The sequence below is a fragment of the Bacillus cereus group sp. N14 genome (assembly GCF_016483555.1).
In the GTDB taxonomy this organism is placed as follows: Bacteria; Bacillota; Bacilli; order Bacillales; family Bacillaceae_G; genus Bacillus_A; species Bacillus_A wiedmannii.
This window is the reverse complement of sequence record NZ_JAEHBQ010000008.1, coordinates 128480-153122: the sequence shown is the minus strand read 5'-3', so window position 1 is coordinate 153122 and position 24643 is coordinate 128480. Positions and strand designations below refer to the sequence as shown.

The window sequence follows — 24643 nt, the reverse complement described above, 5'->3', positions numbered from 1 at the left end:
ATTTTTCTCTCCTTTCAATATTATATTGACAAAACAACCTCTTTTTATGTAAATATAATAAATACTCTATTAAAAATAAGGTTTTTTGCATGAATATTATATATTAAAAAAGTAAAATGATGTCAAAAAACGCTTACATTTCTGAAAATTCATATTTCTGTATGGATTTTTCAGAATAATCATGATAGATTATAAATATGCATAACGCATCAAAAGACATGACAAAAGGAAGGGGAACTACATGAGTACGCAGATGTTAACTTTAACTTCTATCTCTATTTACATGCTCGGGATGTTAGTAATTGGCTATTTCGCCTACAAACGAACATCCAACTTAACAGATTATATGCTTGGCGGGCGTACACTAGGCCCCGCAGTAACAGCATTAAGTGCTGGAGCAGCTGATATGAGTGGTTGGCTTTTAATGGGATTACCCGGTGCAATGTTTAGCGTTGGATTAAGTAGTAGTTGGATTGCGATCGGCCTAACATTAGGCGCATACGCAAACTGGATCTATGTCGCTCCTCGCTTACGTACCTACTCTGAAATTGCAAACAACTCTATTACTATCCCAGAATTTTTGGAACACCGTTTCCACGACAAATCCCATATGCTACGCCTAGTATCTGGACTTGTTATTATGATATTTTTCACGTTTTATGTAGCTTCAGGATTTGTCTCTGGCGCTGTATTATTCGAAAATTCATTTGGACTCAATTACCATGTTGGTCTTCTTATCGTTGGTGGAGTTGTCGTAGCTTACACATTATTTGGTGGGTTTTTAGCTGTAAGTTGGACAGACTTCGTGCAAGGAATCATTATGGTAGTCGCTCTTATTCTTGTTCCAGTCGTAACAATTATGCACGTAAATGGACTTGGTCCAGCATTTGAAACAATTAAATCTATCGATCCGGCATTATTAGATATTTTTAAAGGTACTTCTGTATTAGGAATTATTTCATTATTCGCATGGGGCCTTGGTTATGTTGGACAACCACATATTATCGTACGCTTTATGGCGATTTCTTCTGTAAAAGAAATTAAAAGCGCACGACGTATTGGTATGAGCTGGATGATTTTTTCTGTTGTCGGAGCTATGTTTACTGGCCTTATCGGTATTGCGTACTATTCAAAAGCAGGTTTAAAACTTTCTGATCCAGAAACGATTTTCGTTGAACTTGGCACTATTTTATTCCATCCACTTATTACTGGATTTTTATTAGCAGCTATTTTAGCAGCGGTTATGAGTACAATTTCATCTCAGTTACTCGTTACTTCGAGTGCTATAACAGAAGATTTATATCGTACATTCTTTAAACGTTCTGCTTCTGATAAAGAACTTGTATTTGTCGGTCGTATGGCTGTTCTTGTTATCGCTTTAATTGGATGTGCATTAGCACTTAAACAAGATGATACGATTTTAGCTCTTGTTGGATACGCTTGGGCTGGATTTGGTTCTTCATTCGGACCTGCTATTTTATTAAGCTTATATTGGAAACGTATGACGAAGTGGGGCGCACTTGCTGGTATGATTTCTGGTGCCGCTACAGTAATTATTTGGACTCAATTCAAATTCTTAAAAGAATTCTTATATGAAATGATTCCTGGTTTCACTATTAGTTTACTAGTAATCGTAATTGTTAGTTTACTAACACAACCTTCAAAAGAAGTTGAAGAGCAATTTGAGGATTTCGAAAAACAACATAGTCATAATCTATAAAAAGAAAGCTCTGCTGTTATGATAACAGCAGAGCTTTTTTATTACAGTTCGACAATCTTCTTCTCAAATTTAACAAATTCTTTATGTTTCGTTAAATTTAACATAACACTACTCCTTTATAGTATGAGTATCAGCACTTATACAGAAAGGGGACTCCAACATGTTAGCAGCTTTCCAGCGACAACAAACACGAAAATTTTCACCTATCACAAATACTTCTGCGTCTTGTTTGAACATACAACCTAATCCACCTAAAATTTCAATTGCTCCTTCTGTTATTTCAGTCATCGGTGTTCATATGGAAAAAAACAAGTTAAAGGTAAGAACTGGACAAAGCACTGAGCTATCAGCTTCCGTTTTACCAATGCAAGCGACGAATAAAGAACTTATTTGGACAAATATGAATGCTGATGTTATCACAATGTATCCAAAAGGTGATACGGTAACGATTACTGGAAAAAGTGCGGGAAGAGCAGTCATAATTGTCACAACTGCTGAAGGAAAGTTCCGTGATCTATGTATGATTCATGTACAACCTTATATGACAAATCCAAAGTAAAAGAGTGGCTTCGTAGCCACTCTTTTACTTTGTTTCAATGTGTGGATTTTTACTTGTAACGAGATCGATGAATTGCTCTTTCTCTTTAGGAGAAATAATTTCTGTTTGATGTGCCCCGTAAATAATTTCAAGTCGATCAAATGACAATGCATGGGCTGCTATTGGATTTTTCGTATTCAAAATTTGTTTTATATCTCGTATAAATATGCGCTTTTTAACGAGACCTGATCTAATTGTAATTGTTTCTTCTCCGACGATGTATTTTGTCGAAAACCAACTCCACATAAATAATATTGCTAACGGAAGTGTAAAAAATAAAAGAAAATACTCTTTTCCTGCAAATAGAGGAGCAACACACGCTCCAATGACAACGAAAAAAATCGGATATAACCATATATCTTTTTTTGATGGAAATTCCATTAAACTTCCCTTCCTCCCCTATATTTCTGTAAAAAAAAAAGAGAAGTATCACAACTTCTCTTTTCTCCTCTAACATTATAATTCCTGTGTATACGCAGGCTCATTTACTACATTTTTTGCTGTTCGTTTTTGTTGCTGTAGTAAGAAAACAGATACACCAAACAATACGAGCATGCTACCGATAATTTGCATGGCATTTAGTCTTTCACCGAGTAAGAAGAACGCTAATATAGATGCTCCAACTGGTTCACCTAAAATACTCATCGAAATTGTTGTTGCATTTACGTAGTTTAATAACCAATTATTAATGACGTGTGACACTGTCGGCACAACCGCAAGTAAAAGAAAAACGGTCCAATCCCACTTCGTATAACCTGTAAAAGGTACTTGCAATACTATATTATAAATCCCCATAAAAATACCGGCGAATGCAAAAACTGTAAAGCTATAAATCCAGTGTGATACTTTCTTTACTGTTGTTTGCCCGATAAATAAATAACCGACAACCGCTATGACACTTAAAAAGGATAATATATCTCCATAAATCGCTTGTTCACTTAGCCCTAAATCTCCCCACCCAATACACATTACGCCTAGTATCGCTATTCCCATTGTCGCAATGGCTGAGTATGTTGTTCTTTCTTTAAATAAGAAAAAACCTCCAACTAAAGATACGATTGGTTGAAGCGCTAAAATAATCGTCGAACTAGCAACTGTCGTATGCTTTAAAGATTCAAACCACAAAAGAAAATGAAGCGCTAAAAAGAAACCAGATCCAATTAAAAATCCCCAATCTTTTATTTGAATCTTACTAAACTCTTCACGTTTTTTCCAAACGATAGGCAGCATAATAAGTACGATAATCCATAATCGATACATACTTAATATTGAAGATGGTGCTGAGGACATCTTTACAAAAACTGCTGCGAATGAAATGGCTATAATGGAAATTGCTAATGGTAGTGCAATTGATCTTTCTTGTTTCAAATTCCGTCTCCCCTCTCACCTGTCAAAAATCCCACTTCATTATATCCGTTTTCCTTCATAACTTAAATACTAATTTTTTAGATTCTTCGTACCATTATGGTAAAATAGAAACGAAAGCACCTATTAGTGAATATTTCTTTCTTTTTCACTACAAGCGTCGCTCTTACAATCATTACAGTAAATTTTTATTTAGGGGGATCTACATGAATCAAACAATCGGGAGAATTGAAGAAATTTCATTTTATAGCGCATCACTTCAAGAAGATGTTACACTTCTCGTTTACTTACCAGTAAATTACACACCACTGCACAAACATACAGTTGTAATTGCACAAGATGGTAGAGATTATTTTCAGCTTGGTAAAGCGCACCGTGTAATTGAGCGCCTTCGTGAAACTGAAGAAATTGACCGTACAATTATTGTCGGTATTCCATATAAAAATGTACACGATCGTAAAGAAAAATATTTCCCAAATGAAGTAAAAAACGCTGCATATATTCGTTTCCTTGCTCATGAACTTGCACCATATATCGATGAAAATTATCCAACGTACCAAATGGGCAAAGGTCGTGTGTTAATTGGTGATTCTCTTGGCGGGACAGTTTCCTTCATGACTGCACTTATGTATCCGCATACATTCGGTAAAGTTGTTATGCAATCACCATTTGTGGATGAAACAGTGATGAGCTTAGCAAAAGACTTCAAAAATCCGGAGGCGCTAGACCTTTATCACGTCATTGGGACAGAAGAAACAGCTGTAAAACGCACTGATGGACAAGTTTCTGATTTTGTACAACCGAACCGTGAGCTCAATACGCTTCTAACAGATAGAAACTTCATCACACATTACGAGGAGTTTGAAGGTAACCACACGTGGAAATATTGGCAAACTGATTTACCGAAAGCTTTCTCTCATATTCTATCAATGAAATAATAGAGAGCAGTATTCAGAATAATTTGATATAATAGATTAAGAGAGTTATTTTCTCAAAATCTAACTAGACTTACAAAGGGAGGAATTGGAACATGAAATTAGGCATTGTAATTTTTCCATCTAAAATGATTCAAGATAAAGCGAACGGATTGCGTAAACGTTATGATCCGCACTACGCATTAGTTCCGCCACATATTACATTGAAAACACCCTTTGAGACGCAAGATGAACAATTAGAATCGATTGTAAAAGAGTTACATACAATCGCAAGTAAAACGAACCCTTTCACCCTTCATGTCGGAAAAGTTGGTTCATTCGCACCTGTTAATAATGTTCTTTATTTTAAAGTAGAAAAAACACCTGAACTTACTTTCTTAAATGAGGAAATGCATAGCGAATTCTTTATACAAGAACGCGAGTACGCTTTCGTACCTCATTTAACAATCGGACAAGGCTTATCAGATGCAGAGCATGCTGATGTATTAGGTCGATTACGTATGAAAGATTTCTATTATGAACAACCAATTGATCGCTTCCATCTTCTATATCAATTAGAAAACGGAACGTGGACTGTATACGAAACATTCCACCTTGGAAAGGGGAACAACTAATTTGCACGCACAGATCGTACAAACGGACGAACAACTAAGAGATGCATTCTCTGTACGTAAGCAAGTATTTGTGAATGAGCAACAAGTTTCTGCTGACGAAGAGTATGATGAGTTTGAAGAAACTTCAACACACGTTGTTATATATGATAATGATGTTCCAGTTGGTGCTGGTCGTTTTCGCATACTGGATGGAATAGGAAAAATGGAACGCATTTGCGTACTAGCTTCCCATCGTAAAAAAGGCATTGGAAAAATTGTTATGGATGCACTTGAAGCGTATGCGAATGAAAACTCGCTACCAAAATTAAAGCTGCATGCCCAAACACATGCTGAAGATTTCTATAAGAAACTTGGATATGTAACGCATTCTGATGTATTCATGGAAGCAAATATTCCTCACATCGTTATGATAAAAGAATTGTAATTTGAAAACAGGAGGTATCCCCTCCTGTTTTTTACATTGCTATTTTCTTTTTCTTCCGCTAAAGTTAAATGTTGATGCTATAGTTTTGAAGGTGAATATATGACACAAGAAAAATTTTCACAAAAATCATTAACGCACGCTGACATTCCGCGTGCAACATATCATATTCCGAAAACATCTACCCATTTAATTATGGAAGAAGATGCAGATGCGGCGTATTTTCGCGCTCTCGAACAACAAAATGTTTTTTTAAATGAAAAACAATTAGAGGCTGTGCGAACGACAGAAGGCCCTGTCCTTACATTGGCTGGTGCCGGAAGCGGGAAAACATCTGTTTTAACAACCCGCGTAGGTTATTTAGTAAATGTAAAACAAGTTCATCCACGAAATATTTTATTGCTTACATTTACACAAAAAGCAGCTGAAGAAATCCGAAACCGTGTAGCAAATTTACCAGGTATGAATCGTGCTGCAAGTAGCTACGTTGTTGCTGGTACATTCCACTCTGTCTTTTTAAAATTGCTTCGTAGTCAAGGATATAATCAGCAAATTTTAGCAAACGAAAAACATAAACAAATTATGATAAAGAAAATCTTGAAAGAATTGCGTCTAAAAGACGATTATGATGCTGAAACAATGCTCGCCATGATTTCACTTGAGAAAAACAAATTGAATCGTCCGAAAGATGTAAAAGCAAAAACACCCGTTGAACAAGAATTTAAAGAAGTATACGAGCGTTTTGAAGAAGTAAAACAACGATATAATTATATTGATTTCGATGACATCTTATTAGAAACATATTATATGTTAGAAAATAACGTTCCTTTGCTTACCCAATTACAACAACGTTTCCACTATATTGAAGTAGATGAGTTCCAAGATACATCGTATGCACAATATGAAATTGTAAAATTGTTAGCCACGCCAAGAAATAATTTATTTATCGCAGGTGATGACGATCAGGCGATATATGGCTGGCGAGGAGCAAGTCACCAAATTATTTTATCTTTTCCAAAAGAATTTGATAACACTACGATTATCGCACTTAATACGAATTATCGATCCAATCCTTTTATCGTCGGGCTTGGAAATGAAGTTATCAAACTAAACCAGGAGCGTTTTGATAAAGAGCTCTATTCTGTGCGTGAAGAAGGTGTACAACCTTTTTACGCAAGACCTGCTACGACTCTTGATGAAGCAAATCAAATTTTGCAGCTCATTCAAGAAAAAGTAGATAGCGGCGAACGCAACTTTAAAGATTTTTGTTTACTCTATCGCACACATTCTGTAAGCCGTTCGTTACTTGATCAGCTTACAATTCACAAAATCCCGTTTATTAAGCACGGGGCGAGTCAATCATTTTATGAACATTCTTTAATTAAGCCTGTATTAGATCATTTAAGACTGGTGATTGAACCGTTTCGACTAGAATCACTTTCAAATATATTGCCAACGATGTATATCGGGCGTGATGATTGTATTTCATTTATTGAACGTGAACAATGGAAATATGGCGAGGGGCGGTTCCCTTCTCTTCTTCATTTCTTATTATTAAATCCGAGCTTGAAACCTTTTCAAGTAAAAAAGGTAAATGAGCGTATCGATTTTATTAAATTTATAAAAGAATTAGAACCGAAAAAAGCATTAAAAGAAATTATTCATGGTAAAGGAAAGTATTTAGAGTACTTACAAAGTAACGATCGTTCTTCCTTTACGATGCATAAAGATATACAAGAAGAAATGTTAGAAGAATTAATGGAGTCAGCAACTCGTTTCACCGATATTCCAGCATACTTACAATTTATTGATGAAGCAATTCAAGGTCAAAAAGAAATGGAAGCATTAAAAACAATGCCGGAAAAAAATGCTGTTTCGCTTATGTCTATTCATAACGCAAAAGGCCTTGAATTTCCATGCGTCTTTTTACTTGGAGCGAGCGATGGTATTCTTCCCCATACTTCTTCTTTAAAAGATGCAAATGATCGTGTTACAGAGACTTCTGAAGCTTTAGAAGAAGAACGTCGACTACTTTATGTCGCAATTACACGTGCGAAAGAAGAACTTTACATTTCCTCTCCGCAATTTTTTAGAGGAAAAAAATTAGATATATCTCGTTTTTTATATACTGCGCGAAAAGATTTACCTGAAAAGACATCCACTAAATAAGGATGTCTTTTTTTATATTGCATTATGTACATCCCTACTATATAAATTCCCTGCTTTTATCGTAAGAATTAACGTAATATCAACCATATCTCATTCATATTGTAATAGTGTATGTCAGAACTCACGATAAGGAGTGAACATAATGAGCTGCAATTGTAACGAAGACCATCATCACCATGATTGTGATTTCAACTGTGTATCGAATGTCGTTCGTTTTATACATGAATTACAAGAATGCGCAACTACAACATGTGGATCCGGTTGCGAAGTTCCATTTTTAGGTGCACATAACAATGCATCAGTAGCGAATACACGTCCTTTTATTTTATACACAAAGACTGGAGAACCTTTTGAAGCATTTGCACCATCTTCAAGCCTTACTAGTTGCCGATCTCCCATTTTCCGCGTAGAAAGTATAGATGATGATGACTGTGCTGTACTCCGTGTATTGACTGTAGTTTTAGGTGATGGTACCTCTGTACCACCTGGTGACGACCCAATCTGTACGTTTTTAGCTGTACCAAATGCAAGGCTAGTGTCGACATCTACTTGTATTACTGTTGATTTAAGTTGTTTCTGCGCTATTCAATGCTTACGTGATGTTTCTATATAAAACTAAATATTAATTTAAGCATGGATTGGGTGGCAGAGTTTTCTGCCACCCAATCCATGCTTAAAAGCTATTATTATGTATTTTTCATAAAATTGGGAACTTGTCTAGAACATAGAACCTGTCCTTTTCATTAACTGAAAGTAGAAACAGATAAAGGAGTGAAAAACATGTTCTCTTCTGATTGCGAATTTACTAAAATCGATTGCGAGGCGAAACCAGCTAGTACACTACCTGCCTTCGGTTTTGCTTTCAACGCGTCTGCACCTCAGTTCGCTTCACTATTCACACCATTACTATTACCTAGCGTAAGTCCAAACCCAAATATTACTGTTCCTGTAATAAATGATACAGTAAGTGTTGGAGATGGCATTCGAATTCTACGAGCTGGTATTTATCAAATCAGTTATACATTAACAATTAGTCTTGATAACTCACCTGTTGCACCAGAAGCTGGTCGTTTCTTCTTATCATTGGGTACGCCAGCTAACATTATTCCTGGATCAGGTACAGCAGTTCGTTCTAACGTTATTGGTACTGGTGAAGTAGACGTATCCAGTGGTGTTATTCTTATTAACTTAAATCCTGGTGATTTAATTCAAATTGTACCAGTTGAGTTAATTGGAACTGTAGATATTCGTGCTGCAGCATTAACAGTTGCACAAATTAGCTAGTAAAAAGCGGTATTTCTTCATTAGAAATACCGCTTTTTATATTTATAATAAAAAACACTCACAGTAATATGAGTGTTTCATTCTTCATAATGTTTTATTGTGTTCTTCTTTTTCCCGCAATTACATCCCTTTTTCTTCACAAACCCTTGTTGTTGTAATTGTTCTTGGTATGCCTGTTGTTGTGCTTGGTGTTGTTGCTGTATATGATACCATTGCTGCAGGTCATATGAATTTTGCCTTGGACTATTACTCACAGCAAACATCTCCTCTACTGTCAATTCTGTCTATTCACTATATGAACAACTCTTTATTTCCGTTCCCTCATTCTTTTAAACTCCGCTTTTTCTCGTATTATGAAAATATATTATTCTCCCATAAAATATCCTGTAATCGTTTCAATGATTGCTGCTGCTCCTGCAATAGCTAATAATGCAAGTAACGGCTCTGCAACGATAGGGATCCAATTATATAAAACTAATAAAAAAGCACTAACCCATACACCTGTACACCAATAGCAGCTTAATAATTCGCCAATCCACTTTCTTAATCCTTTACCTTTTACTTTTGTAAAAGTTGATACACTTCCATCCGGCTCTGTAATCTCTACTTCGTCAATAAACGGTCTTCGCAAAAAAGCTGTAATTTTATCATAAACAATTAAACGGGTTAGCCTAAAGGCAGCTAACGCAAAAATAAAAAATAAAAGCCAGCTTGTAAACAGCATGATTCCACCTTCCCTTATCTTCTTTCGCCTATTTAAAAAAAAAGCTCTTGAGATTGTGACCAAATCTCCTCGACTCCAATATCTTATTAATGTAAATACAAACAAGAAGATAAGGAGTGACATTAATGAGTTGTAACGAAAATAAACACCATAGCTCTTCTCATTGTGTAGTTGACGTTGTAAAATTCATCAATGAATTACAAGATTGTTCTACAACAACGTGTGGATCTGGTTGTGAAATTCCATTTTTAGGTGCACACAACACTGCATCGGTAGCAAATACACGCCCTTTTATTTTATACACAAAAGCTGGAGCACCATTTGAAGCATTTGCACCATCTGCAAGCCTTACTAGCTGCCGATCTCCAATTTTCCGTGTGGAAAGCGTAGATGACGATAGCTGTGCTGTACTACGTGTGTTAACTGTAGTATTAGGTGATACTTCCCCTGTACCACCTAATGATGACCCAATTTGTACGTTTTTAGCTGTACCAAATGCAAGACTAGTATCGACATCTACTTGCATTACTGTAGATTTAAGCTGTTTCTGTGCGATTCAGTGCTTACGCGACGTTTCTATCTAATAAATGAAGTAAACTAAAAAACTATTGGGGTGGTAGAAGCTTTCTACCACCTTTACATATTTAAAAACCTGCCATACTAATCGATTGGATATCATCTATAGACAACTTAATATCTCGCATACTATTTGGCGGCATAATAGCTACAATTCCATTACGATACGATATGATTGATCCAACATATGAGACTGTAGCTGTTTTTATTCTGCACCTTATTTTCGGAATATAATGAGGGCGGTTTAATAAAAAATGAATCTTCTCTTCATTATTCATATCCTTAAATGATTTATTATACGGGACAGTTCTCACTGGCTCATGCTGTTCTTTCTGTTCTTGCTGCTTTTGTACTTGTTCCTCTTCTTCTATTTTTTCTTCTACTTGTTGCTCTTCTTGTTGCTCTTCTTGTTGCTCTTCTTGTTGCTCTATTACCTCTTCCACAGCACTACTTACAATATTTTCGTTTCTATTACTTTCCTCTTTTCGATCTTCATTTTCAAAGTTTGTTAAGATAATTCTTTTTATTTTCGGTGCAGCAAGTTCCAAATTTACTTGCGCAATATATAACAACGGTTTTCCAACTGTTGAACTTTTATTTTTATTCTTCACACTCGTCCCTCCCACTTCCATACGTAGCTGAATAAATTGTGTACTATTATAGTTATATTCATAACGTGGTAAGAACTTTCGTTAAAAATTGTTCTTTCTAAGAACAAATAAAAAGGACAATCTCAACATTTAGAGATTGTCCTTTAAAAATTAATATTATATTTATCCTAGGATATGATACCCTGAATCAACGTGAATGTTTTCTCCTGTTACGCCTCGTGCTAAATCACTGAATAAGAATACTGCCGTATCCCCAACTTCTTCTGGAGTTGTTGTACGACGAAGTGGTGCGCGCTCCTCAATTTCTCTTAAAATTGAGTTAAAGTCGCCTACGCCTTTTGCAGATAACGTACGAATTGGTCCTGCAGAAATAGCGTTAACGCGAATGCCGTGTTGGCCTAAATCGTTAGCTAAATATTTTACGCTCGCTTCTAATGAAGCTTTCGCAACACCCATAACGTTATAGTTTTTCACAACGCGCTCGCCGCCAAGGTATGTTAACGTTAAAATATTTCCGCCTTCTGTCATTACTTTCTTCGCTTCTCTTGCTACAGCTGTTAAAGAGAATGCACTAATATTTTGTGCAAGTAAAAATCCATCGCGAGAAGTATCTACAAATTCACCTTTTAAATCATCACGATTTGCAAAAGCAATACAGTGTGCAACACCGTGAATTGTACCAACCTCTTGCTTGATTGTTTCAAAGCAAGCTGTAAGTTCTTCATCATTTGTTACATCACAAGGTAATACAAGTGATTCTTGCCCTTCTAATGTTTCCGCTAATTCACGAACGTTTCTTTCTAAACGTTCTCCTGCATATGTGAATATTAATTTTGCACCTGCATTATGCAAAGAGCGAGCAATTCCCCACGCAATACTTCTTTGGTTCGCAACGCCCATAACAACAAATGTTTTCCCTTGTAATAGTTCCATGATATATCCTCCCAGAATTGCTTATACTTGTTATTAGTACCTGATACTATAATTATAGTACCATAAAACCTCTTAAAGGCAAACAAAAAAGTCATTAACTTAAATTTTGTTAATGACTTTTTGTTTCTATAAAAAACCGCTCTAATCCTTCTTCCCAAGAAGGCATTTGTGAAAAACCATTTAATCGTAGCATGTTATGTTGGAAAACAGAATATTTCGGTCTCGCTGCCGCCGATCCAAATTCTTCGGTTGAAACAGGTAATACATTCACTTTCATATTTGCATCCGAGAATATTTTTTTGGCAAATTCAAACCAAGAACATGAACCTCTATTTGATACATGATACGTACCGTATAAAGAAGTGTGAATGAGCTTATTAATCATCACATTTAAATCCGCCACATAAGTAGGAGAACCAATTTGATCCGCTACAACAGATAATTCTGCTCTTTCTTTTCCTAACCGCATCATCGTTTTCACAAAATTGTTTCCATACTTACCATATAACCACGATGTTCGAACGATAAAATATTTATTATGTAACTCTTTGACAAACTGCTCTCCCGCATACTTAGAAGCCCCGTATACATTTATCGGTGATGGATTATGAAACTCATGATAGCCATCTGGTCTGTCACCTTGAAATACATAATCGGTACTAATATAAACTAATTTCGCCCCTACTAATTGTGAAGCAACCGCTACATTTCGAGCCCCTATTGCATTTATTACATAAGCAAGGTCTTGTTCTTTCTCAGCATGATCAACCTTCGTATACGCTGCACAATGAATAATTATATGTGGCCTTATCTCTTGTACCACTTGCTGCATTTGGGATATATTTGTTATATCTAGTAACTTTTTATCAAATGGATATATGTCATATTCTTCAGGATTTAACTCTTCTTGTAGTTGCTTTCCCAATTGACCATTTGCTCCCGTTATGATAATCCGTTCTTTCATTTATATGCCCCTTATTTTTCTTTTAGTGGTTTCCACCATTCTATATGATGTTCATACCATTCCACCGTTTCTTTTAGCCCCTGTTCAAACGTATACTGCGGTTCCCACCCGAGCTCATTCTTCATCTTTTGTGCATCAATCGCATAACGACGATCATGCCCTAAACGGTCTGTAACATACGCAATATCTTCTTTCGTTCTTCCTAAGAGAGAGATAATTTGTTCCACAACATCTACATTGGTTTTTTCATTATTTCCACCTATATTATATACTTCTCCTATATGTCCCTTATGCAGAACAACGTCAATCGCACTACAATGATCCGTTACATGTAACCAATCTCTTACATTTAATCCATCGCCATATAACGGTAATTTTTTCCCTTCCAGCGCATTCGTAACCATTAATGGAATTAACTTTTCAGGATATTGATACGGCCCATAGTTATTGGAGCAACGCGTTACTATAACTGGTAATTGATATGTTTTATAATAAGATAAAGCTATCATGTCGGCGCTCGCCTTGCTTGAAGAATATGGACTATTTGGAGCTAACGGGGTTTCCTCGGTAAATCGCCCTGTTTTCCCTAAAGAGCCGTACACCTCATCTGTTGATACTTGCACGAGTTTAATATGTGGATATTTTTTTACTAATTCTAATAATGTGACTGTCCCAATTACATTTGTATCATAAAAAGGGATCGGATTTTCAATACTACGGTCCACATGTGATTCAGCTGCGAAATTTACAATCACATGGACGTCTCGCTCTTTTATGACATGCTCTAGCAGCTCTCCATTTTGAATTTCTCCTTTTACAAAAGAGTAATTAGGATGCCCTTGAAGAGACTTCACGTTATTTAAATTCCCGCTATATGTTAATGCATCGAAATTAATAATTTTATATGTTTCATATCTTTGTAACATGTAATGAACAAAGTTACTTCCAATAAATCCGGCCCCACCTGTTACTAATATATTCATATAACAACTCTCCTACTCAAAAGCTATCTTCGCATTCCTGAAGTAACGGTAATATTCGATCTTTATCAGACAAAATAGGACTTGTTACCGGCCATGGAATTGCTAATTCTTTATCGCTCCAAAGTAACCCTGAGTCATGCTCGGCGCTATAATATTCATCTACTTTATACATAACAATCGTATGCGGAACAAGTGTACAAAAACCATGTGCAAATCCTTTTGGCACTAATAATTGCCGGTGATTATCTGCACTTAAAATATATCCTCTCCACTGTTGAAACGTTGGGGAATCTTTTCGTAAATCGACGATAACGTCATAGATTGCTCCTTGCATAACTTGAATAAGTTTCGTTTGTGCTTTCGGATTTTTTTGAAAGTGTAATCCCCGAATCGTTCCCGCCTGCGCTGAATAAGATACGTTATCCTGTACAAACGAATACGTAACCCCTAATGTTTCTAGCACCTTCTTATTATAACTTTCTGTAAAAAAGCCACGCTCATCTCCAAATAACCTCGGTTCTAACAATTTTGCGTCGGTAAAGTTTGTTTCTACAACTTTCATATTCTCACCTATTCTCCGTTAAACTGTTTCCCAAAGTTTATATCCCTCGCTAACGTATTCGCCTTTTGAAGAGAAACATGAGTTCCCGCATCCGTCCACCAACCGCTCATTTCATTATAAGTAAGTACCCCTCGTTTTAAATACCAATTATTAATATCTGTAATTTCAAGTTCTCCCCTTGCGGAAGGTTTTAATTCTTTTATATAAGAAAAAACTTTCGAATCATACAAATAAATTCCTGTAACTGCATAAGAACTTTTCGGCTCTTTCGGTTTTTCTTCAATTTCAATTATTTTTCGGTTTTGAATATTCGCTACACCAAATCTCTCCGGATCATCTACAGATTGCAGCAGTACTTTCGCACCTTCTTTTTGATTTGCAAACTCTTCAACATACGGACGAATGTCATCAGAAAAGATATTATCCCCTAATATAACTACCATGCGATCATTCCCAACGAAATCCTCACAAAGCCCTAATGCTTGTGCAATTCCGCCAGCCTTATCTTGCACACGATACGTAAAGGACACGCCAAACTCTTGACCGCTCCCTAAAAAACTAACAACATCCCCCATATGCTCTTTACCTGTAATAATCATAATATCTGTAATCTCGCATTGTTTTAGCTTATATACCGCATGATAAATCATTGGGTAACGTCCAACAGGAAGCAAATGTTTATTCGTTACTTTCGTTATTGGATATAATCTCGATCCAGTTCCACCTGCTAAAATAATTCCTTTCATCCTGCATCTCTCCCTTATGATGGAGATAGTATATCTTTGTAATGTTCTACAAACACTTTCCTATACTTCTCATATGTATCCGCATCAAACTCATCCCCGTTGTAATGAATACACCATAAATTTGCTTGATTAGGGATACCAATTAAATAACCCGCTTTTTGAAACTCTAAAGACTGCGACACATCATAAAAGTGGAATCCTTGAAACAAGTCTTCTCGCCATGGAATATCATATTGTGTGGCCATTAATAATCCATCAATTGCTTGAACTGACATAAATGATTGATTCCCATAAAACAGCTGATCCAAATTTAATAGTTGATAATTCTGTCTTCTGTACTCAATCACTTTCCCTACTAAATTTTTCCCTTCCCACCATATCCCGTTACTCGGTAAAAACTGAGCACCAGCTACGCCAATTAAACCAAGTTTTTCGTTATCTTTAAAAAGTGAAATGAGTGTATAAAACATCTCTCGATTAATAAGATAAGTATCTTGATGTATATAAACCTTATACTTCGCGGGATATGCAAGTGCTCGGTTATATGCACTTGCCATACTTTTCGCATCCCGTATCGGAAAAATTTGTACAACATAACCAGGGGGAACAAAAAGGTTTCGTATTTGTCTCTCGCATTGTTCAAATAGCTCTTCATTATTTATACAAACAACGACTAATATTGTATGATTTTTCATTTTGTAGCCCCTCTATTCGTCTTGATTTACATCTGACATATAGTGCTCCACAAATATCTTTCTATACTTTTCATAGTTCGTCATATTCACATCAATATGATAATGAATGCACCACGCATCACGCTGTACAGGAACCCCCACTGTATAGCCAGCTTTTCTAAATTCAAATGATTGAGACACATCATAAAAGTCAAACCCATCAAACAAGTCTTCCCGCCACGGAATATCGTATTGCGTTGCCATCAATAAACCGTCAATACATTCAACGGGCATAAATGTTTTTGACTCATGGTACGGTTTTTCTTGACTGGCCATATAAAATAAATCATTCATATAACCAATTACTTTTCCAACAACTCCTCTGCCTACATTCCATGTTCCATTTGGAGGAACATATTGGGCTCCAACCATACCAATCATTCCAAGATGTTCATGTTCCTGAAACAATTGAATTAATCCGTATAAAAATCCCATATTTACAATGAAAACATCTTGATGTATATACACTTTATATTTCGCTGGATGCGAAATCGCTTTATTATATCCGCTCGTCATACTTTCTGCATTCCGAATCGGCATAAACTGTATCGTATATCCTGGTGGAACTGGCAATTGTAATATATGGCGCGCACATTGTGCATACATTTGCCGATCATTTATACACGTAACAAATAATATTGTTTTATCTGCCGCACTCATAATTTTGATTTTTCTGCTTCAATAATGTATTGAAATACGACCGTCTCAGCCATGAAGCCACTTCCAAGACGATATTTTTTACAAATTCCATATAATTCCTCAATAAGCGGTTCATACATTTTATGATCAACATATACACGATCTACTTTACTAATTGAATAGCCTGCTTTTAAAAACATTCGTAGCATTTCATTAAATGTAAAGAAGCGAATATGTGTTTTATCTAATAAACCATATTCTGTATACGTCCAATTTCCAGCAAGTAAGGGAGCTAATACTGAAATGTGTGAAACGTTCGGGATACTAGCCAAAATCACACCATTTTGCTTTATATATGGTTTTACTTTTTCTATTACAGCCCACGGATCAAATAAATGCTCTAATACGTCACCAAATATAACACAATCAAATTGCTCCTCCTCATACGGCATATCCATTGTTTCTATATCGCCTAAAACAACATGATCTAGTTTTTCTTTTGCTTGTTCTGCCGCCTCTGGGAATGCCTCTATTCCTGATACACGTGTGCCATTTTCTTTTATGGCAGCTCCCAGTGCACCACTCGAGCAACCGATATCAAGAACTTCTTTCCATTCCTTTTTTATATGCTTTAATAAATTTGGATTCACTGCATTATAATAATGCCCGGACTTTTCTTCGTATAAAGAATTTTTTGGGGAATTCATTTTACACACTCCTTATGCAAATTGAATTTGAAATATAAATCTCATCTAAAGTCTATAGATGTAACCAGTACTGGTTACATTGCCGATACTTTACTATATAACCAATCTATTAGAGTTAGAATCGTAATAAAAACGCAACCTATAACTATTTATATTGTTCATCAAAAACACTCCGAAAATATTTGCGATTGTATTCAATTGCAGCATTATTCGGAACATAAGAAGCTGCTAATTCATTGTAATAATAAGCTTTATCTTGCTCGCCTAACTTGCTATAACAAATACACATTTGTAAATAGGGAATCCATGTGTAGCTAGCTGGACTGTGAAAAGGACTCTCTGTTGCCATTGTCACTTCTGTTGCAAGTTTAAACCAAAAAATTGCTTCATTGTATTTTTGTTGATCCATATATATATATCCTATTCTTGTACAATTCTCTCCTCTAGGGACATCATACCGAAATGACTTTACACAAGATTCAACTGCCTTCTCCCACATTCCAAGCTTTGCATAGCAATCTCCTAATTTACCACATGCATAAATTTTCTCTTCATACCAACCTTCATCTTGATTAAGAAATGTTTTATAAAGTAAAACTGCATCATCATATTTTTGATTATCCATAGATTCATTCGCGTAATAAAACAAATCTCTCGGACTCAATTCTTCTCCAGCTGCTACAGCATCCTGAAAAATTTTCAAATTGCGGTTCGTTACTTTCTTTTCTTTTTTATGCGTAATCGCAACATTACTATTAAAAATCTCACCAAAAATAGCTAAATACTCATGCACCTTTCCAAACCATTGAAATTCTTTTTCACGCTTTACAAGCCGATATCTTTTTGTACAGTATAAAGGTTTCCCATTAGAATCCATTACAAGATGATAAGGCATCGAAACAGCATCCACATTAGAATCTAATTCTTTTTTTAATAGCTTCAATGCCTCTTGAGCATCTTCTAATAACACATCATCAGCATCTAGCCATAATATATATTCTTGCGTTGCTTTTGAAAAAGAAAAATTTCTAGCTGCCGCAAAATCATTAATCCATGGAAAGTCATATATGTTAGAGGTATATTGAGCTACAATTTCTTTCGTTCGATCAATAGAACCTGTATCAACTATAATAATTTCATCAACGATTTTTTCTACTGCGTCTAAACATCGACCGATTGTATCTTCCTCATCTCGAACAATCATACATAAACTAATTGTAATTCCTTGCTTGTTCAACATAATCACCCTCTTCCAAATCAATCATATGTTATACATACAATAAACTTTCCACTTTTTTAACTTGCACAAGCAGTTTAAGATTTCTTTTCAATAATTCAAATGTCCGTGTCATTTTCTTCCGGTTTTGCATCTACTATATAATGAACGCTTTATGGAGGTGAATTTATGTCAAATAATAATTATTCAGATGGATTAAATCCCGATGAATCTTTATCAGCTAGTGCATTTGACCCTAATCTTGTAGGACCAACATTACCACCAATACCACCGTTTACCCTTCCTACCGGGCCGACTGGACCGACTGGACCAACTGGGCCGACTGGGCCAACTGTACCAACTGGACCTTCTGGACCAACTGGACCGACTGGACCAACTGGACCAACTGGGCCGACTGGACCAACTGGACCAACTGGGCCGACTGGACCGACTGGACCGACTGGGCTAACTGGGCCGACTGGACCGACTGGGCTAACTGGACCGACTGGGCCGACTGGGCAAACTGGTGCTACTGGTGCTACCGGACCGACTGGACCAACTGGACCAACTGGACCGACTGGACCGACTGGGCTAACTGGACCGACTGGGCCGACTGGGCCGACTGGCGCTACCGGACCGACTGGACCAACTGGGCCGACTGGACCTTCTGGCTTAGGACTTCCAGCAGGATTGTATGCCTTTAACTCAGCTACAGTTTCTTTAGCTCTTGGGATTAATGATCCAGTACCATTTAATACCGTTGGATCTCAGTTTGGTACGGCAATTTCTCAAATGGATGCCGATACTTTCGTAATTAGTGAAACTGGTTTCTATAAAATTACTGTTATTGCTTATACAGCGGCAGTAAGTTTATTAGGAAGTCTTGGGATTCAAGTTAATGGCATTCCTGTACCAGGTGCAGGCACAAGCTTAATTTCACTTGGAGCTCCTATCGTTATCCAAGCCATTACACAAATTACTACAACACCATCACTCGTTGAAGCAGTTGTTACAGGAATTGGATTATCACTAGCTCTTGGTACAAGTGCATCAATTATTATTGAAAAAATCGCTTAATTTTGTACTTAGCAGTAAGACTGATATCAGTCTTACTGCTTTTTCATTTGTAAATTCAATCATTAAATCTTTCTTTTCTACATAGTCATAATGTTGTATGACATTCTGCAGGAGGCACTTATATGGAAAATCAATCAGCTGTCCAGCTTTATCTCGAGTTATTAAAGAAAACAATTTTATTTGAAATATGGTTAGAATACGAACCATACTTACCTGCTTCACTACATATATCTAAAGAGCTATCATATGAACCAGTTACAGTTCCACTTCCTTTATTTCTTAAGCAATACGTAGAAAATCACAATTTAAAAATCGTTGATCCTAACGTTTCAAAAAATGCGCGTCAAGGTGGCAAGGATTGGCCAAGAGCAGCACACAGTATGGTTGGTCGAAAACGCATGAATCAATTACATGAGGCTATGGAAACTGTTGTAAGGGAAAATATAGAAGGTGATTTTATTGAAACTGGTGTATGGCGCGGAGGATCATGCATTTTTATGAATGGTTTTTTACAAGCAAACAACATTACGGATCGTACTGTGTGGGTTGCCGATTCGTTTGAAGGTCTGCCAGCACCTAACTTAGAACAATATCCGAAAGATTACGGTGATTATTTGCACACATTCGATTACTTACGAGTTTCTTTAGAAACAGTGCAAGAAAACTTTAGAAAATACGATTTATTAAATGATCAGGTGAAATTTTTAAAGGGTTGGTTTAAAGATACATTGCCTTCAGCACCGGTAGAAAAAATTGCAATTGCTCGCCTTGATGGTGATATGTATGAATCAACGATGGATAGTCTTGTAAACTTATACGATAAAGTTTCAACAGGCGGCTATATTATTATTGATGATTACGGATTGGTAACATGCGCAGAGGCTGTAACTGATTTCAGAAAGGAAAGAAACTTACAAGCTCCTATTACTAAAATTGATGATTTCGGTATTTATTGGCGAAAAGAATAGAATATAACTTTATTTTTTGAGGGGTCCTATTACACTACTTATTCATAAAAACTAATTGTGTAAAGTTCCCCTCACTATAAATGATTAACTTATATATACAATAGAAATCCCCTACTTTACTACAAGGACGGAGTGAATGTATGAACGAAAACGAGAAAAAAATCACATTAATTCCACCACCAGAACTCGTTCAATATGTAGGTGGTAATTTTAAAGAAGTTGGAAAAGAGTTTATGCAGTATTTTATTGAAATTGGCAATTTAAAATCAAATGAAACAGTGTTAGATGTAGGCTGCGGCATTGGCCGAATGGCGGTTCCATTAATGAACTATTTAAGCGATGAAGGTACTTATTATGGATTTGACTTATTCAATGCGGGAATTACATGGTGCAAAAATAACATTTCTACACGCCGTAACAATTTCCATTTTGAACATGTCGATATATATAATCAATTCTACAATCCCGATGGAAAAGAAGATGCTTCCCAATATAAGTTTCCATATGAAGATGAATCATTCGATTTTATTTTTTTAACGTCTGTATTTACCCATCTCCTTCCGAAAGAATTAGAACATTACGTATGCGAGATTGCACGAGTTCTGAAAAAAGATGGGAGATGTTTTATTACTTTCTTTTTAATTAACCCTGAATCATCCTATTATTTAAATGCAGGACTAAGTACGTTAGGTTTTTATCATCAAGTTGACAATTGTTATGTTCTAAATAAAGATATCCCTAATTTCGCAGTTGCCTATCCTGAGGACGATATTCGTACCCTATTAAATAAATATGGGCTAGAAATACAGTCCCCCCCTCATTATGGTTCATGGTGTAGCAGAACCGAACACACAAGTTATCAAGATATTATTCTTACACAAAAAACTTCTGAAAGGTAGTTGTATATGAATAATATAAAAAATCCGCCTCTCGTTTCCATCCTTATTCCCACCTATAATCGACCACATTATTTTAAAATTGCTTTAGAAAGTGCATTAGCGCAAACGTATTCAAATATTGAAATTATTGTAGGGGACGATAGTACAAATAATGAAACAGAAAAATTAATATACAGACATTATTTACATAAGCATAAACATATAACATACATTCGAAATGCCTCTACTCTAGGACAATTTCATAACGCCCTCATGCTCTTAGAACAGTCAAATGGAGAGTACATAAATTTCTTAATGGACGATGATACATTTTATAATAATAAAATCGAAAAAATGATGTTTCATTTTCAACAAGACTTAAATAAGAATCTCGCGCTTATCACATCCTATCGCACTTGGATTGATGATAATGGAGATATAATTGAACAACATCCCTCCATGAAAAAATTATATGATGAAGATACTCTACTAAATGGGAAAGATTTTGGAAACCGTATGCTTCTAGCAGGACAAAATATTATCGGTGAGCCTACAATCGTACTCTTTAGAAAAAGCCTATTAACGGAACCTTTCGGCACTTTAAATGGCAGAAAATATGGTTGTAGTGTTGATATGGCCTCTTGGATAAGTTTACTTTCAAAAGGTGATGCGATGTATATAACTGAGCCCTTAAGTTCATTCCGTCTTCATACTGGACAGCAAGTACGTCACAAATTCCTTGAGGGCTGTGAAGATTTTTCTCAGCTCGTTTTAACCTCGAAAAAGTATGGTTTCTTACAAGACGCCAAATATTATAAAAAAGGTTTGATAAGAGCTTACGGATGGTATAAAAATGCGACCAAATTTTACGATTTATTTCCAAACCTCATTCCAGATAAAAATACACATGCACGACTTTCTTATTGTTTAAATATCATTACAAAAGAGCTCCGTGCAATATAGTCCATCACAAGGGAGGAGCTATTCCTTCCTCGTGATGTATGACTTCCCACAAATAGTGGAATAAATGTATGCATAGTCTGCTTGTATATTATTTTTTTCATGACATGATCCATTATACTTACTAGGCGATAGAAAGGAATACATACATTGAAAGATCCAAATTCTCAATATCAAATAGACTACGTATTACTATTCATCTTATTTGCCATTGGGACTGTTAGTTGCTTTGCAATTGCAAGTGCACAAGCCTCTTTACCACCATTTTTGCAAAGCGTAAATTTTGTATTAAAGCAAATCCAATGGTACTTCATTGGATTTATAGCCATTGGTATGATTATGATTATTGATTTCGATCGTTATCAAAAAATTGCTTGGTATTTATATAGCTTTGCATTGGTACTACTAATTGGACTAGAACTTCAAGTACCAGGTGCCGTTACAATAAAAGGTGCGACCGCTTGGTACAGGCTTCCAGGCTTCGGAAATTTCCAGCCTTCCGAAATTATGAAATTGTTTTTAATTATCGTCACCGGACGAATTATAGCAAATCACAATGAGAAACATTTTTTCCGAACAATACACGACGATTTTTTATTACTCGGAAAAATATGTGCAACAAGTTTGCCACCCCTACTACTTATTGCAAAGGAACCTGATTTAGGAAACACCATGGTAATTTCAGCTATGCTCGCAGCAATGATACTAGTTTCTGGTATACGTTGGCGTTTTATTTTCGGATTAGTTTCTGGTATTTTTGTAGCTGGCGTTACATTAACGTATATTTTTTTTACTCATACAAAATTCTTTAAAGCACACATTTTACAAGAATATCAACTAAATCGCTTCTACGGCTGGTTAGCGCCATACAAATATGATGCGCAAGGCTATCAATTAAGACAAGCTTTCTTAGCTACTGGATCAGGGGAAATGCAAGGAAAAGGTTGGGAAAATGGACAAGTATACTTTCCAGAACCACATACAGATTTTATTTTCACCAATGTCGCTGAGCAATTCGGCTTCTTAGGTGCAAGTGTCATTATTTCACTTTTTTTCCTACTTATTTTCCGCATGATTCATATCGCTTTAGAAAGTAATGACCCTTTCGGTAGTTACATCTGTGCTGGTACAATCGGAATGTTTACCTTTCAAGTATTTCAAAATATCGGGATGACCATCGGATTACTACCTATTACAGGAATTACATTACCCCTTATGAGCTACGGAGGAAGTTCCTTACTCACATACATGATAGCGATTGGATTCGTTTTAAATGTTCGCTCAAGAACGAAAATCTTTATGTTTAAATGACGAGCAAAAACAGTATATTTTTATCTCTATCCTTTTTTAGATATACTAATGAAAAATATGGTGGAGGTTTAAATATGAAATTTGACATTATAGGGGATATTCATGGATGCTTTCAAGAGTTTCAAGATTTAACGACGAAACTCGGATACAACTGGAATAGTGACCTGCCGTTTCACCCTGACCAACGTAAGCTTGCTTTTGTTGGTGATATTACAGATCGCGGCCCTCATTCATTACGTATGATTGAAATTGTATGGGAACTTGTTATAAATAAAAAAGTAGCTTATTACGCTCCGGGAAATCACTGTAATAAACTATACCGTTTTTTCCTTGGGCGTAATGTGACAATCGCTCATGGACTCGAAACAACTGTTGCCGAATATGAAGCATTGCCTTCTCATAAACAAAACATTATAAAAGAAAAATTCATCACACTTTATGAGCAATCCCCTTTATATCACGTACTCGATGAGAAAAGGTTAATTGTATGTCACGCTGGAATTCGGCAAGATTACATAGGAAGACAAGATAAAAAAGTACAGACCTTTGTATTATATGGCGATATTACAGGAGAAAAACATGCTGACGGCTCTCCTGTCCGTCGCGACTGGGCACAAGAATATAAAGGAAAAGCTTGGATTGTATATGGACATACACCCGTTAAAGAACCTCGCTTCGTAAATCATACAGTCAATATTGACACTGGCGCTGTATTTGGTGGCAAACTAACCGGACTACGTTATCCTGAGATGGAGACCGTTTCCGTCCCTTCCTCCCTGTCTTTTGTCCATGAGAAATTCCGCCCAATTTCATAACGACCCTTATTTAGATATCATTCACAAATTACGAGGATTACCGTATCATTTAGGCGGCTCTCCTATAAAAACTAGGTAAAGTAATTAAAAAAAGATGCAAATAAAGTGCATCTTTTTTTAATTACACGGCATA

The 24643-nt window shown here is 36.0% G+C and carries 29 protein-coding genes; 15 read left to right on the top strand and 14 right to left on the bottom strand.

Annotated elements, in window-relative coordinates; genetic code table 11:
• Positions 1 to 241: 241 nt before the first annotated feature.
• Both putP and JDS82_RS14150 read left to right on the top strand, forming a co-directional pair.
• On the top strand, positions 242 to 1720 hold the full coding sequence (gene putP, locus JDS82_RS14155) for a sodium/proline symporter PutP (RefSeq protein ID WP_048561494.1): 1479 nt from the start codon (positions 242 to 244) through the stop codon (positions 1718 to 1720).
• A gap of 160 nt (positions 1721 to 1880) precedes the next feature.
• A complete protein-coding gene (locus tag JDS82_RS14150; RefSeq protein ID WP_048561495.1) occupies positions 1881 to 2279 on the top strand; it encodes an Ig-like domain-containing protein in 399 nt (132 codons plus the stop codon).
• Positions 2280 to 2303: 24 nt separating this feature from the next.
• On the opposite strand, the gene JDS82_RS14145 is transcribed toward JDS82_RS14150, so the two are convergent.
• Complete coding sequence (locus JDS82_RS14145; RefSeq protein ID WP_199713475.1) at positions 2304 to 2699, bottom strand: PH domain-containing protein; 396 nt, start codon at positions 2697 to 2699, stop codon at positions 2304 to 2306.
• Between the two features lie 75 nt (positions 2700 to 2774).
• Positions 2775 to 3686 (bottom strand): DMT family transporter, encoded by a 912-nt coding sequence (locus tag JDS82_RS14140; protein ID WP_000808244.1) that lies wholly within the window; start codon positions 3684 to 3686, stop codon positions 2775 to 2777.
• Positions 3687 to 3889: 203 nt separating this feature from the next.
• On the opposite strand from JDS82_RS14140, the gene JDS82_RS14135 reads away from it, so the two are divergent.
• The 6 genes from JDS82_RS14135 (at position 3890) to exsF (ending at position 9106) form a co-directional block, all read left to right on the top strand.
• Complete coding sequence (locus JDS82_RS14135; RefSeq protein ID WP_001076851.1) at positions 3890 to 4621, top strand: alpha/beta hydrolase; 732 nt, start codon at positions 3890 to 3892, stop codon at positions 4619 to 4621.
• A gap of 92 nt (positions 4622 to 4713) precedes the next feature.
• Positions 4714 to 5232, top strand: a complete 519-nt coding sequence (locus JDS82_RS14130) for a YjcG family protein (protein ID WP_000765870.1) — start codon at positions 4714 to 4716, stop codon at positions 5230 to 5232.
• A 1-nt stretch (position 5233) separates the two neighbouring features.
• Entirely contained in the window at positions 5234 to 5656 is a 423-nt protein-coding gene (locus JDS82_RS14125; protein WP_046957039.1) for a GNAT family N-acetyltransferase, read from the top strand.
• A 99-nt stretch (positions 5657 to 5755) separates the two neighbouring features.
• Positions 5756 to 7822 carry an ATP-dependent helicase gene (locus tag JDS82_RS14120; protein ID WP_000191181.1) on the top strand — a complete coding sequence of 689 codons (2067 nt, stop codon included), beginning with the start codon at positions 5756 to 5758 and terminating at the stop codon, positions 7820 to 7822.
• Positions 7823 to 7964: 142 nt separating this feature from the next.
• Positions 7965 to 8435 (top strand): spore coat protein CotY, encoded by a 471-nt coding sequence (gene cotY, locus JDS82_RS14115; protein WP_001277699.1) that lies wholly within the window; start codon positions 7965 to 7967, stop codon positions 8433 to 8435.
• Between the two features lie 167 nt (positions 8436 to 8602).
• Positions 8603 to 9106: an exosporium protein ExsF gene (gene exsF / locus JDS82_RS14110; RefSeq protein ID WP_000492937.1), complete on the top strand. Its 504-nt coding sequence runs from the start codon at positions 8603 to 8605 to the stop codon at positions 9104 to 9106.
• Positions 9107 to 9183: 77 nt separating this feature from the next.
• Here exsF and JDS82_RS14105 read toward each other — a convergent pair whose 3' ends face one another.
• Both JDS82_RS14105 and JDS82_RS14100 read right to left on the bottom strand, forming a co-directional pair.
• Positions 9184 to 9369, bottom strand: a complete 186-nt coding sequence (locus JDS82_RS14105; RefSeq protein ID WP_033657682.1) for a hypothetical protein — start codon at positions 9367 to 9369, stop codon at positions 9184 to 9186.
• A gap of 101 nt (positions 9370 to 9470) precedes the next feature.
• A complete protein-coding gene (locus JDS82_RS14100; protein WP_000899666.1) occupies positions 9471 to 9830 on the bottom strand; it encodes a DUF1360 domain-containing protein in 360 nt (119 codons plus the stop codon).
• A 125-nt stretch (positions 9831 to 9955) separates the two neighbouring features.
• On the opposite strand from JDS82_RS14100, the gene exsY reads away from it, so the two are divergent.
• Entirely contained in the window at positions 9956 to 10414 is a 459-nt protein-coding gene (exsY, locus tag JDS82_RS14095) for an exosporium assembly protein ExsY (protein WP_001277746.1), read from the top strand.
• A gap of 60 nt (positions 10415 to 10474) precedes the next feature.
• Here exsY and JDS82_RS14090 read toward each other — a convergent pair whose 3' ends face one another.
• From JDS82_RS14090 to JDS82_RS14045, 10 genes are all read right to left on the bottom strand, one after another.
• Complete coding sequence (locus JDS82_RS14090) at positions 10475 to 11038, bottom strand: spore coat CotO family protein (RefSeq protein ID WP_199713474.1); 564 nt, start codon at positions 11036 to 11038, stop codon at positions 10475 to 10477.
• A gap of 141 nt (positions 11039 to 11179) precedes the next feature.
• Positions 11180 to 11950 carry an enoyl-ACP reductase FabI gene (fabI, locus tag JDS82_RS14085; RefSeq protein ID WP_000421887.1) on the bottom strand — a complete coding sequence of 257 codons (771 nt, stop codon included), beginning with the start codon at positions 11948 to 11950 and terminating at the stop codon, positions 11180 to 11182.
• A gap of 109 nt (positions 11951 to 12059) precedes the next feature.
• Complete coding sequence (gene rfbD, locus JDS82_RS14080; RefSeq protein ID WP_199713473.1) at positions 12060 to 12914, bottom strand: dTDP-4-dehydrorhamnose reductase; 855 nt, start codon at positions 12912 to 12914, stop codon at positions 12060 to 12062.
• Between the two features lie 11 nt (positions 12915 to 12925).
• Positions 12926 to 13897 (bottom strand): dTDP-glucose 4,6-dehydratase, encoded by a 972-nt coding sequence (gene rfbB / locus JDS82_RS14075; RefSeq protein ID WP_061672179.1) that lies wholly within the window; start codon positions 13895 to 13897, stop codon positions 12926 to 12928.
• Positions 13898 to 13913: 16 nt separating this feature from the next.
• Positions 13914 to 14459 (bottom strand): dTDP-4-dehydrorhamnose 3,5-epimerase, encoded by a 546-nt coding sequence (rfbC, locus tag JDS82_RS14070; RefSeq protein ID WP_061672180.1) that lies wholly within the window; start codon positions 14457 to 14459, stop codon positions 13914 to 13916.
• 8 nt (positions 14460 to 14467) lie between these two features.
• On the bottom strand, positions 14468 to 15205 hold the full coding sequence (locus tag JDS82_RS14065) for a sugar phosphate nucleotidyltransferase (RefSeq protein WP_061672181.1): 738 nt from the start codon (positions 15203 to 15205) through the stop codon (positions 14468 to 14470).
• Between the two features lie 14 nt (positions 15206 to 15219).
• A complete protein-coding gene (locus JDS82_RS14060) occupies positions 15220 to 15900 on the bottom strand; it encodes a glycosyltransferase family protein (protein ID WP_061672182.1) in 681 nt (226 codons plus the stop codon).
• Between the two features lie 12 nt (positions 15901 to 15912).
• Positions 15913 to 16599: a glycosyltransferase family protein gene (locus JDS82_RS14055; protein ID WP_061672183.1), complete on the bottom strand. Its 687-nt coding sequence runs from the start codon at positions 16597 to 16599 to the stop codon at positions 15913 to 15915.
• Entirely contained in the window at positions 16596 to 17285 is a 690-nt protein-coding gene (locus tag JDS82_RS14050; RefSeq protein ID WP_061672184.1) for a class I SAM-dependent methyltransferase, read from the bottom strand. The genes JDS82_RS14055 and JDS82_RS14050 overlap by 4 nt, the downstream gene beginning before the upstream one ends.
• A gap of 145 nt (positions 17286 to 17430) precedes the next feature.
• A complete protein-coding gene (locus JDS82_RS14045; protein WP_199713472.1) occupies positions 17431 to 18525 on the bottom strand; it encodes a glycosyltransferase in 1095 nt (364 codons plus the stop codon).
• Between the two features lie 165 nt (positions 18526 to 18690).
• Between JDS82_RS14045 and JDS82_RS14040 the strand changes: the two genes are divergently transcribed.
• From JDS82_RS14040 to prpE, 6 genes are all read left to right on the top strand, one after another.
• Positions 18691 to 19578, top strand: a complete 888-nt coding sequence (locus JDS82_RS14040; RefSeq protein WP_199713471.1) for a BclA C-terminal domain-containing protein — start codon at positions 18691 to 18693, stop codon at positions 19576 to 19578.
• Between the two features lie 122 nt (positions 19579 to 19700).
• Positions 19701 to 20546 carry a TylF/MycF family methyltransferase gene (locus JDS82_RS14035; RefSeq protein WP_048559551.1) on the top strand — a complete coding sequence of 282 codons (846 nt, stop codon included), beginning with the start codon at positions 19701 to 19703 and terminating at the stop codon, positions 20544 to 20546.
• Positions 20547 to 20686: 140 nt separating this feature from the next.
• On the top strand, positions 20687 to 21445 hold the full coding sequence (locus JDS82_RS14030) for a class I SAM-dependent methyltransferase (RefSeq protein WP_199713470.1): 759 nt from the start codon (positions 20687 to 20689) through the stop codon (positions 21443 to 21445).
• Positions 21446 to 21451: 6 nt separating this feature from the next.
• A complete protein-coding gene (locus tag JDS82_RS14025; RefSeq protein ID WP_001059627.1) occupies positions 21452 to 22387 on the top strand; it encodes a glycosyltransferase family 2 protein in 936 nt (311 codons plus the stop codon).
• Positions 22388 to 22534: 147 nt separating this feature from the next.
• Positions 22535 to 23695 carry an FtsW/RodA/SpoVE family cell cycle protein gene (locus tag JDS82_RS14020; protein WP_199713469.1) on the top strand — a complete coding sequence of 387 codons (1161 nt, stop codon included), beginning with the start codon at positions 22535 to 22537 and terminating at the stop codon, positions 23693 to 23695.
• Positions 23696 to 23769: 74 nt separating this feature from the next.
• A complete protein-coding gene (prpE, locus tag JDS82_RS14015) occupies positions 23770 to 24510 on the top strand; it encodes a bis(5'-nucleosyl)-tetraphosphatase PrpE (protein ID WP_000667005.1) in 741 nt (246 codons plus the stop codon).
• Positions 24511 to 24643: the final 133 nt, after the last annotated feature.

Excerpts from the sequence above, each read along its gene's own strand:
- putP (WP_048561494.1), top strand. The coding sequence starts at position 242 with ATGAGTACGCAGATGTTAACTTTAACTTCTATCTCTATTTACATGCTC.
- JDS82_RS14150 (WP_048561495.1), top strand. The coding sequence starts at position 1,881 with ATGTTAGCAGCTTTCCAGCGACAACAAACACGAAAATTTTCACCTATC.
- JDS82_RS14145 (WP_199713475.1), bottom strand. The coding sequence starts at position 2,699 with ATGGAATTTCCATCAAAAAAAGATATATGGTTATATCCGATTTTTTTC.
- JDS82_RS14135 (WP_001076851.1), top strand. The coding sequence starts at position 3,890 with ATGAATCAAACAATCGGGAGAATTGAAGAAATTTCATTTTATAGCGCA.
- JDS82_RS14130 (WP_000765870.1), top strand. The coding sequence starts at position 4,714 with ATGAAATTAGGCATTGTAATTTTTCCATCTAAAATGATTCAAGATAAA.
- JDS82_RS14120 (WP_000191181.1), top strand. The coding sequence starts at position 5,756 with ATGACACAAGAAAAATTTTCACAAAAATCATTAACGCACGCTGACATT.
- cotY (WP_001277699.1), top strand. The coding sequence starts at position 7,965 with ATGAGCTGCAATTGTAACGAAGACCATCATCACCATGATTGTGATTTC.
- exsF (WP_000492937.1), top strand. The coding sequence starts at position 8,603 with ATGTTCTCTTCTGATTGCGAATTTACTAAAATCGATTGCGAGGCGAAA.
- JDS82_RS14105 (WP_033657682.1), bottom strand. The coding sequence starts at position 9,369 with ATGTTTGCTGTGAGTAATAGTCCAAGGCAAAATTCATATGACCTGCAG.
- JDS82_RS14100 (WP_000899666.1), bottom strand. The coding sequence starts at position 9,830 with ATGCTGTTTACAAGCTGGCTTTTATTTTTTATTTTTGCGTTAGCTGCC.
- exsY (WP_001277746.1), top strand. The coding sequence starts at position 9,956 with ATGAGTTGTAACGAAAATAAACACCATAGCTCTTCTCATTGTGTAGTT.
- JDS82_RS14090 (WP_199713474.1), bottom strand. The coding sequence starts at position 11,038 with ATGGAAGTGGGAGGGACGAGTGTGAAGAATAAAAATAAAAGTTCAACA.
- fabI (WP_000421887.1), bottom strand. The coding sequence starts at position 11,950 with ATGGAACTATTACAAGGGAAAACATTTGTTGTTATGGGCGTTGCGAAC.
- rfbD (WP_199713473.1), bottom strand. The coding sequence starts at position 12,914 with ATGAAAGAACGGATTATCATAACGGGAGCAAATGGTCAATTGGGAAAG.
- rfbB (WP_061672179.1), bottom strand. The coding sequence starts at position 13,897 with ATGAATATATTAGTAACAGGTGGGGCCGGATTTATTGGAAGTAACTTT.
- rfbC (WP_061672180.1), bottom strand. The coding sequence starts at position 14,459 with ATGAAAGTTGTAGAAACAAACTTTACCGACGCAAAATTGTTAGAACCG.
- JDS82_RS14065 (WP_061672181.1), bottom strand. The coding sequence starts at position 15,205 with ATGAAAGGAATTATTTTAGCAGGTGGAACTGGATCGAGATTATATCCA.
- JDS82_RS14060 (WP_061672182.1), bottom strand. The coding sequence starts at position 15,900 with ATGAAAAATCATACAATATTAGTCGTTGTTTGTATAAATAATGAAGAG.
- JDS82_RS14055 (WP_061672183.1), bottom strand. The coding sequence starts at position 16,599 with ATGAGTGCGGCAGATAAAACAATATTATTTGTTACGTGTATAAATGAT.
- JDS82_RS14050 (WP_061672184.1), bottom strand. The coding sequence starts at position 17,285 with ATGAATTCCCCAAAAAATTCTTTATACGAAGAAAAGTCCGGGCATTAT.
- JDS82_RS14045 (WP_199713472.1), bottom strand. The coding sequence starts at position 18,525 with ATGTTGAACAAGCAAGGAATTACAATTAGTTTATGTATGATTGTTCGA.
- JDS82_RS14040 (WP_199713471.1), top strand. The coding sequence starts at position 18,691 with ATGTCAAATAATAATTATTCAGATGGATTAAATCCCGATGAATCTTTA.
- JDS82_RS14035 (WP_048559551.1), top strand. The coding sequence starts at position 19,701 with ATGGAAAATCAATCAGCTGTCCAGCTTTATCTCGAGTTATTAAAGAAA.
- JDS82_RS14030 (WP_199713470.1), top strand. The coding sequence starts at position 20,687 with ATGAACGAAAACGAGAAAAAAATCACATTAATTCCACCACCAGAACTC.
- JDS82_RS14025 (WP_001059627.1), top strand. The coding sequence starts at position 21,452 with ATGAATAATATAAAAAATCCGCCTCTCGTTTCCATCCTTATTCCCACC.
- prpE (WP_000667005.1), top strand. The coding sequence starts at position 23,770 with ATGAAATTTGACATTATAGGGGATATTCATGGATGCTTTCAAGAGTTT.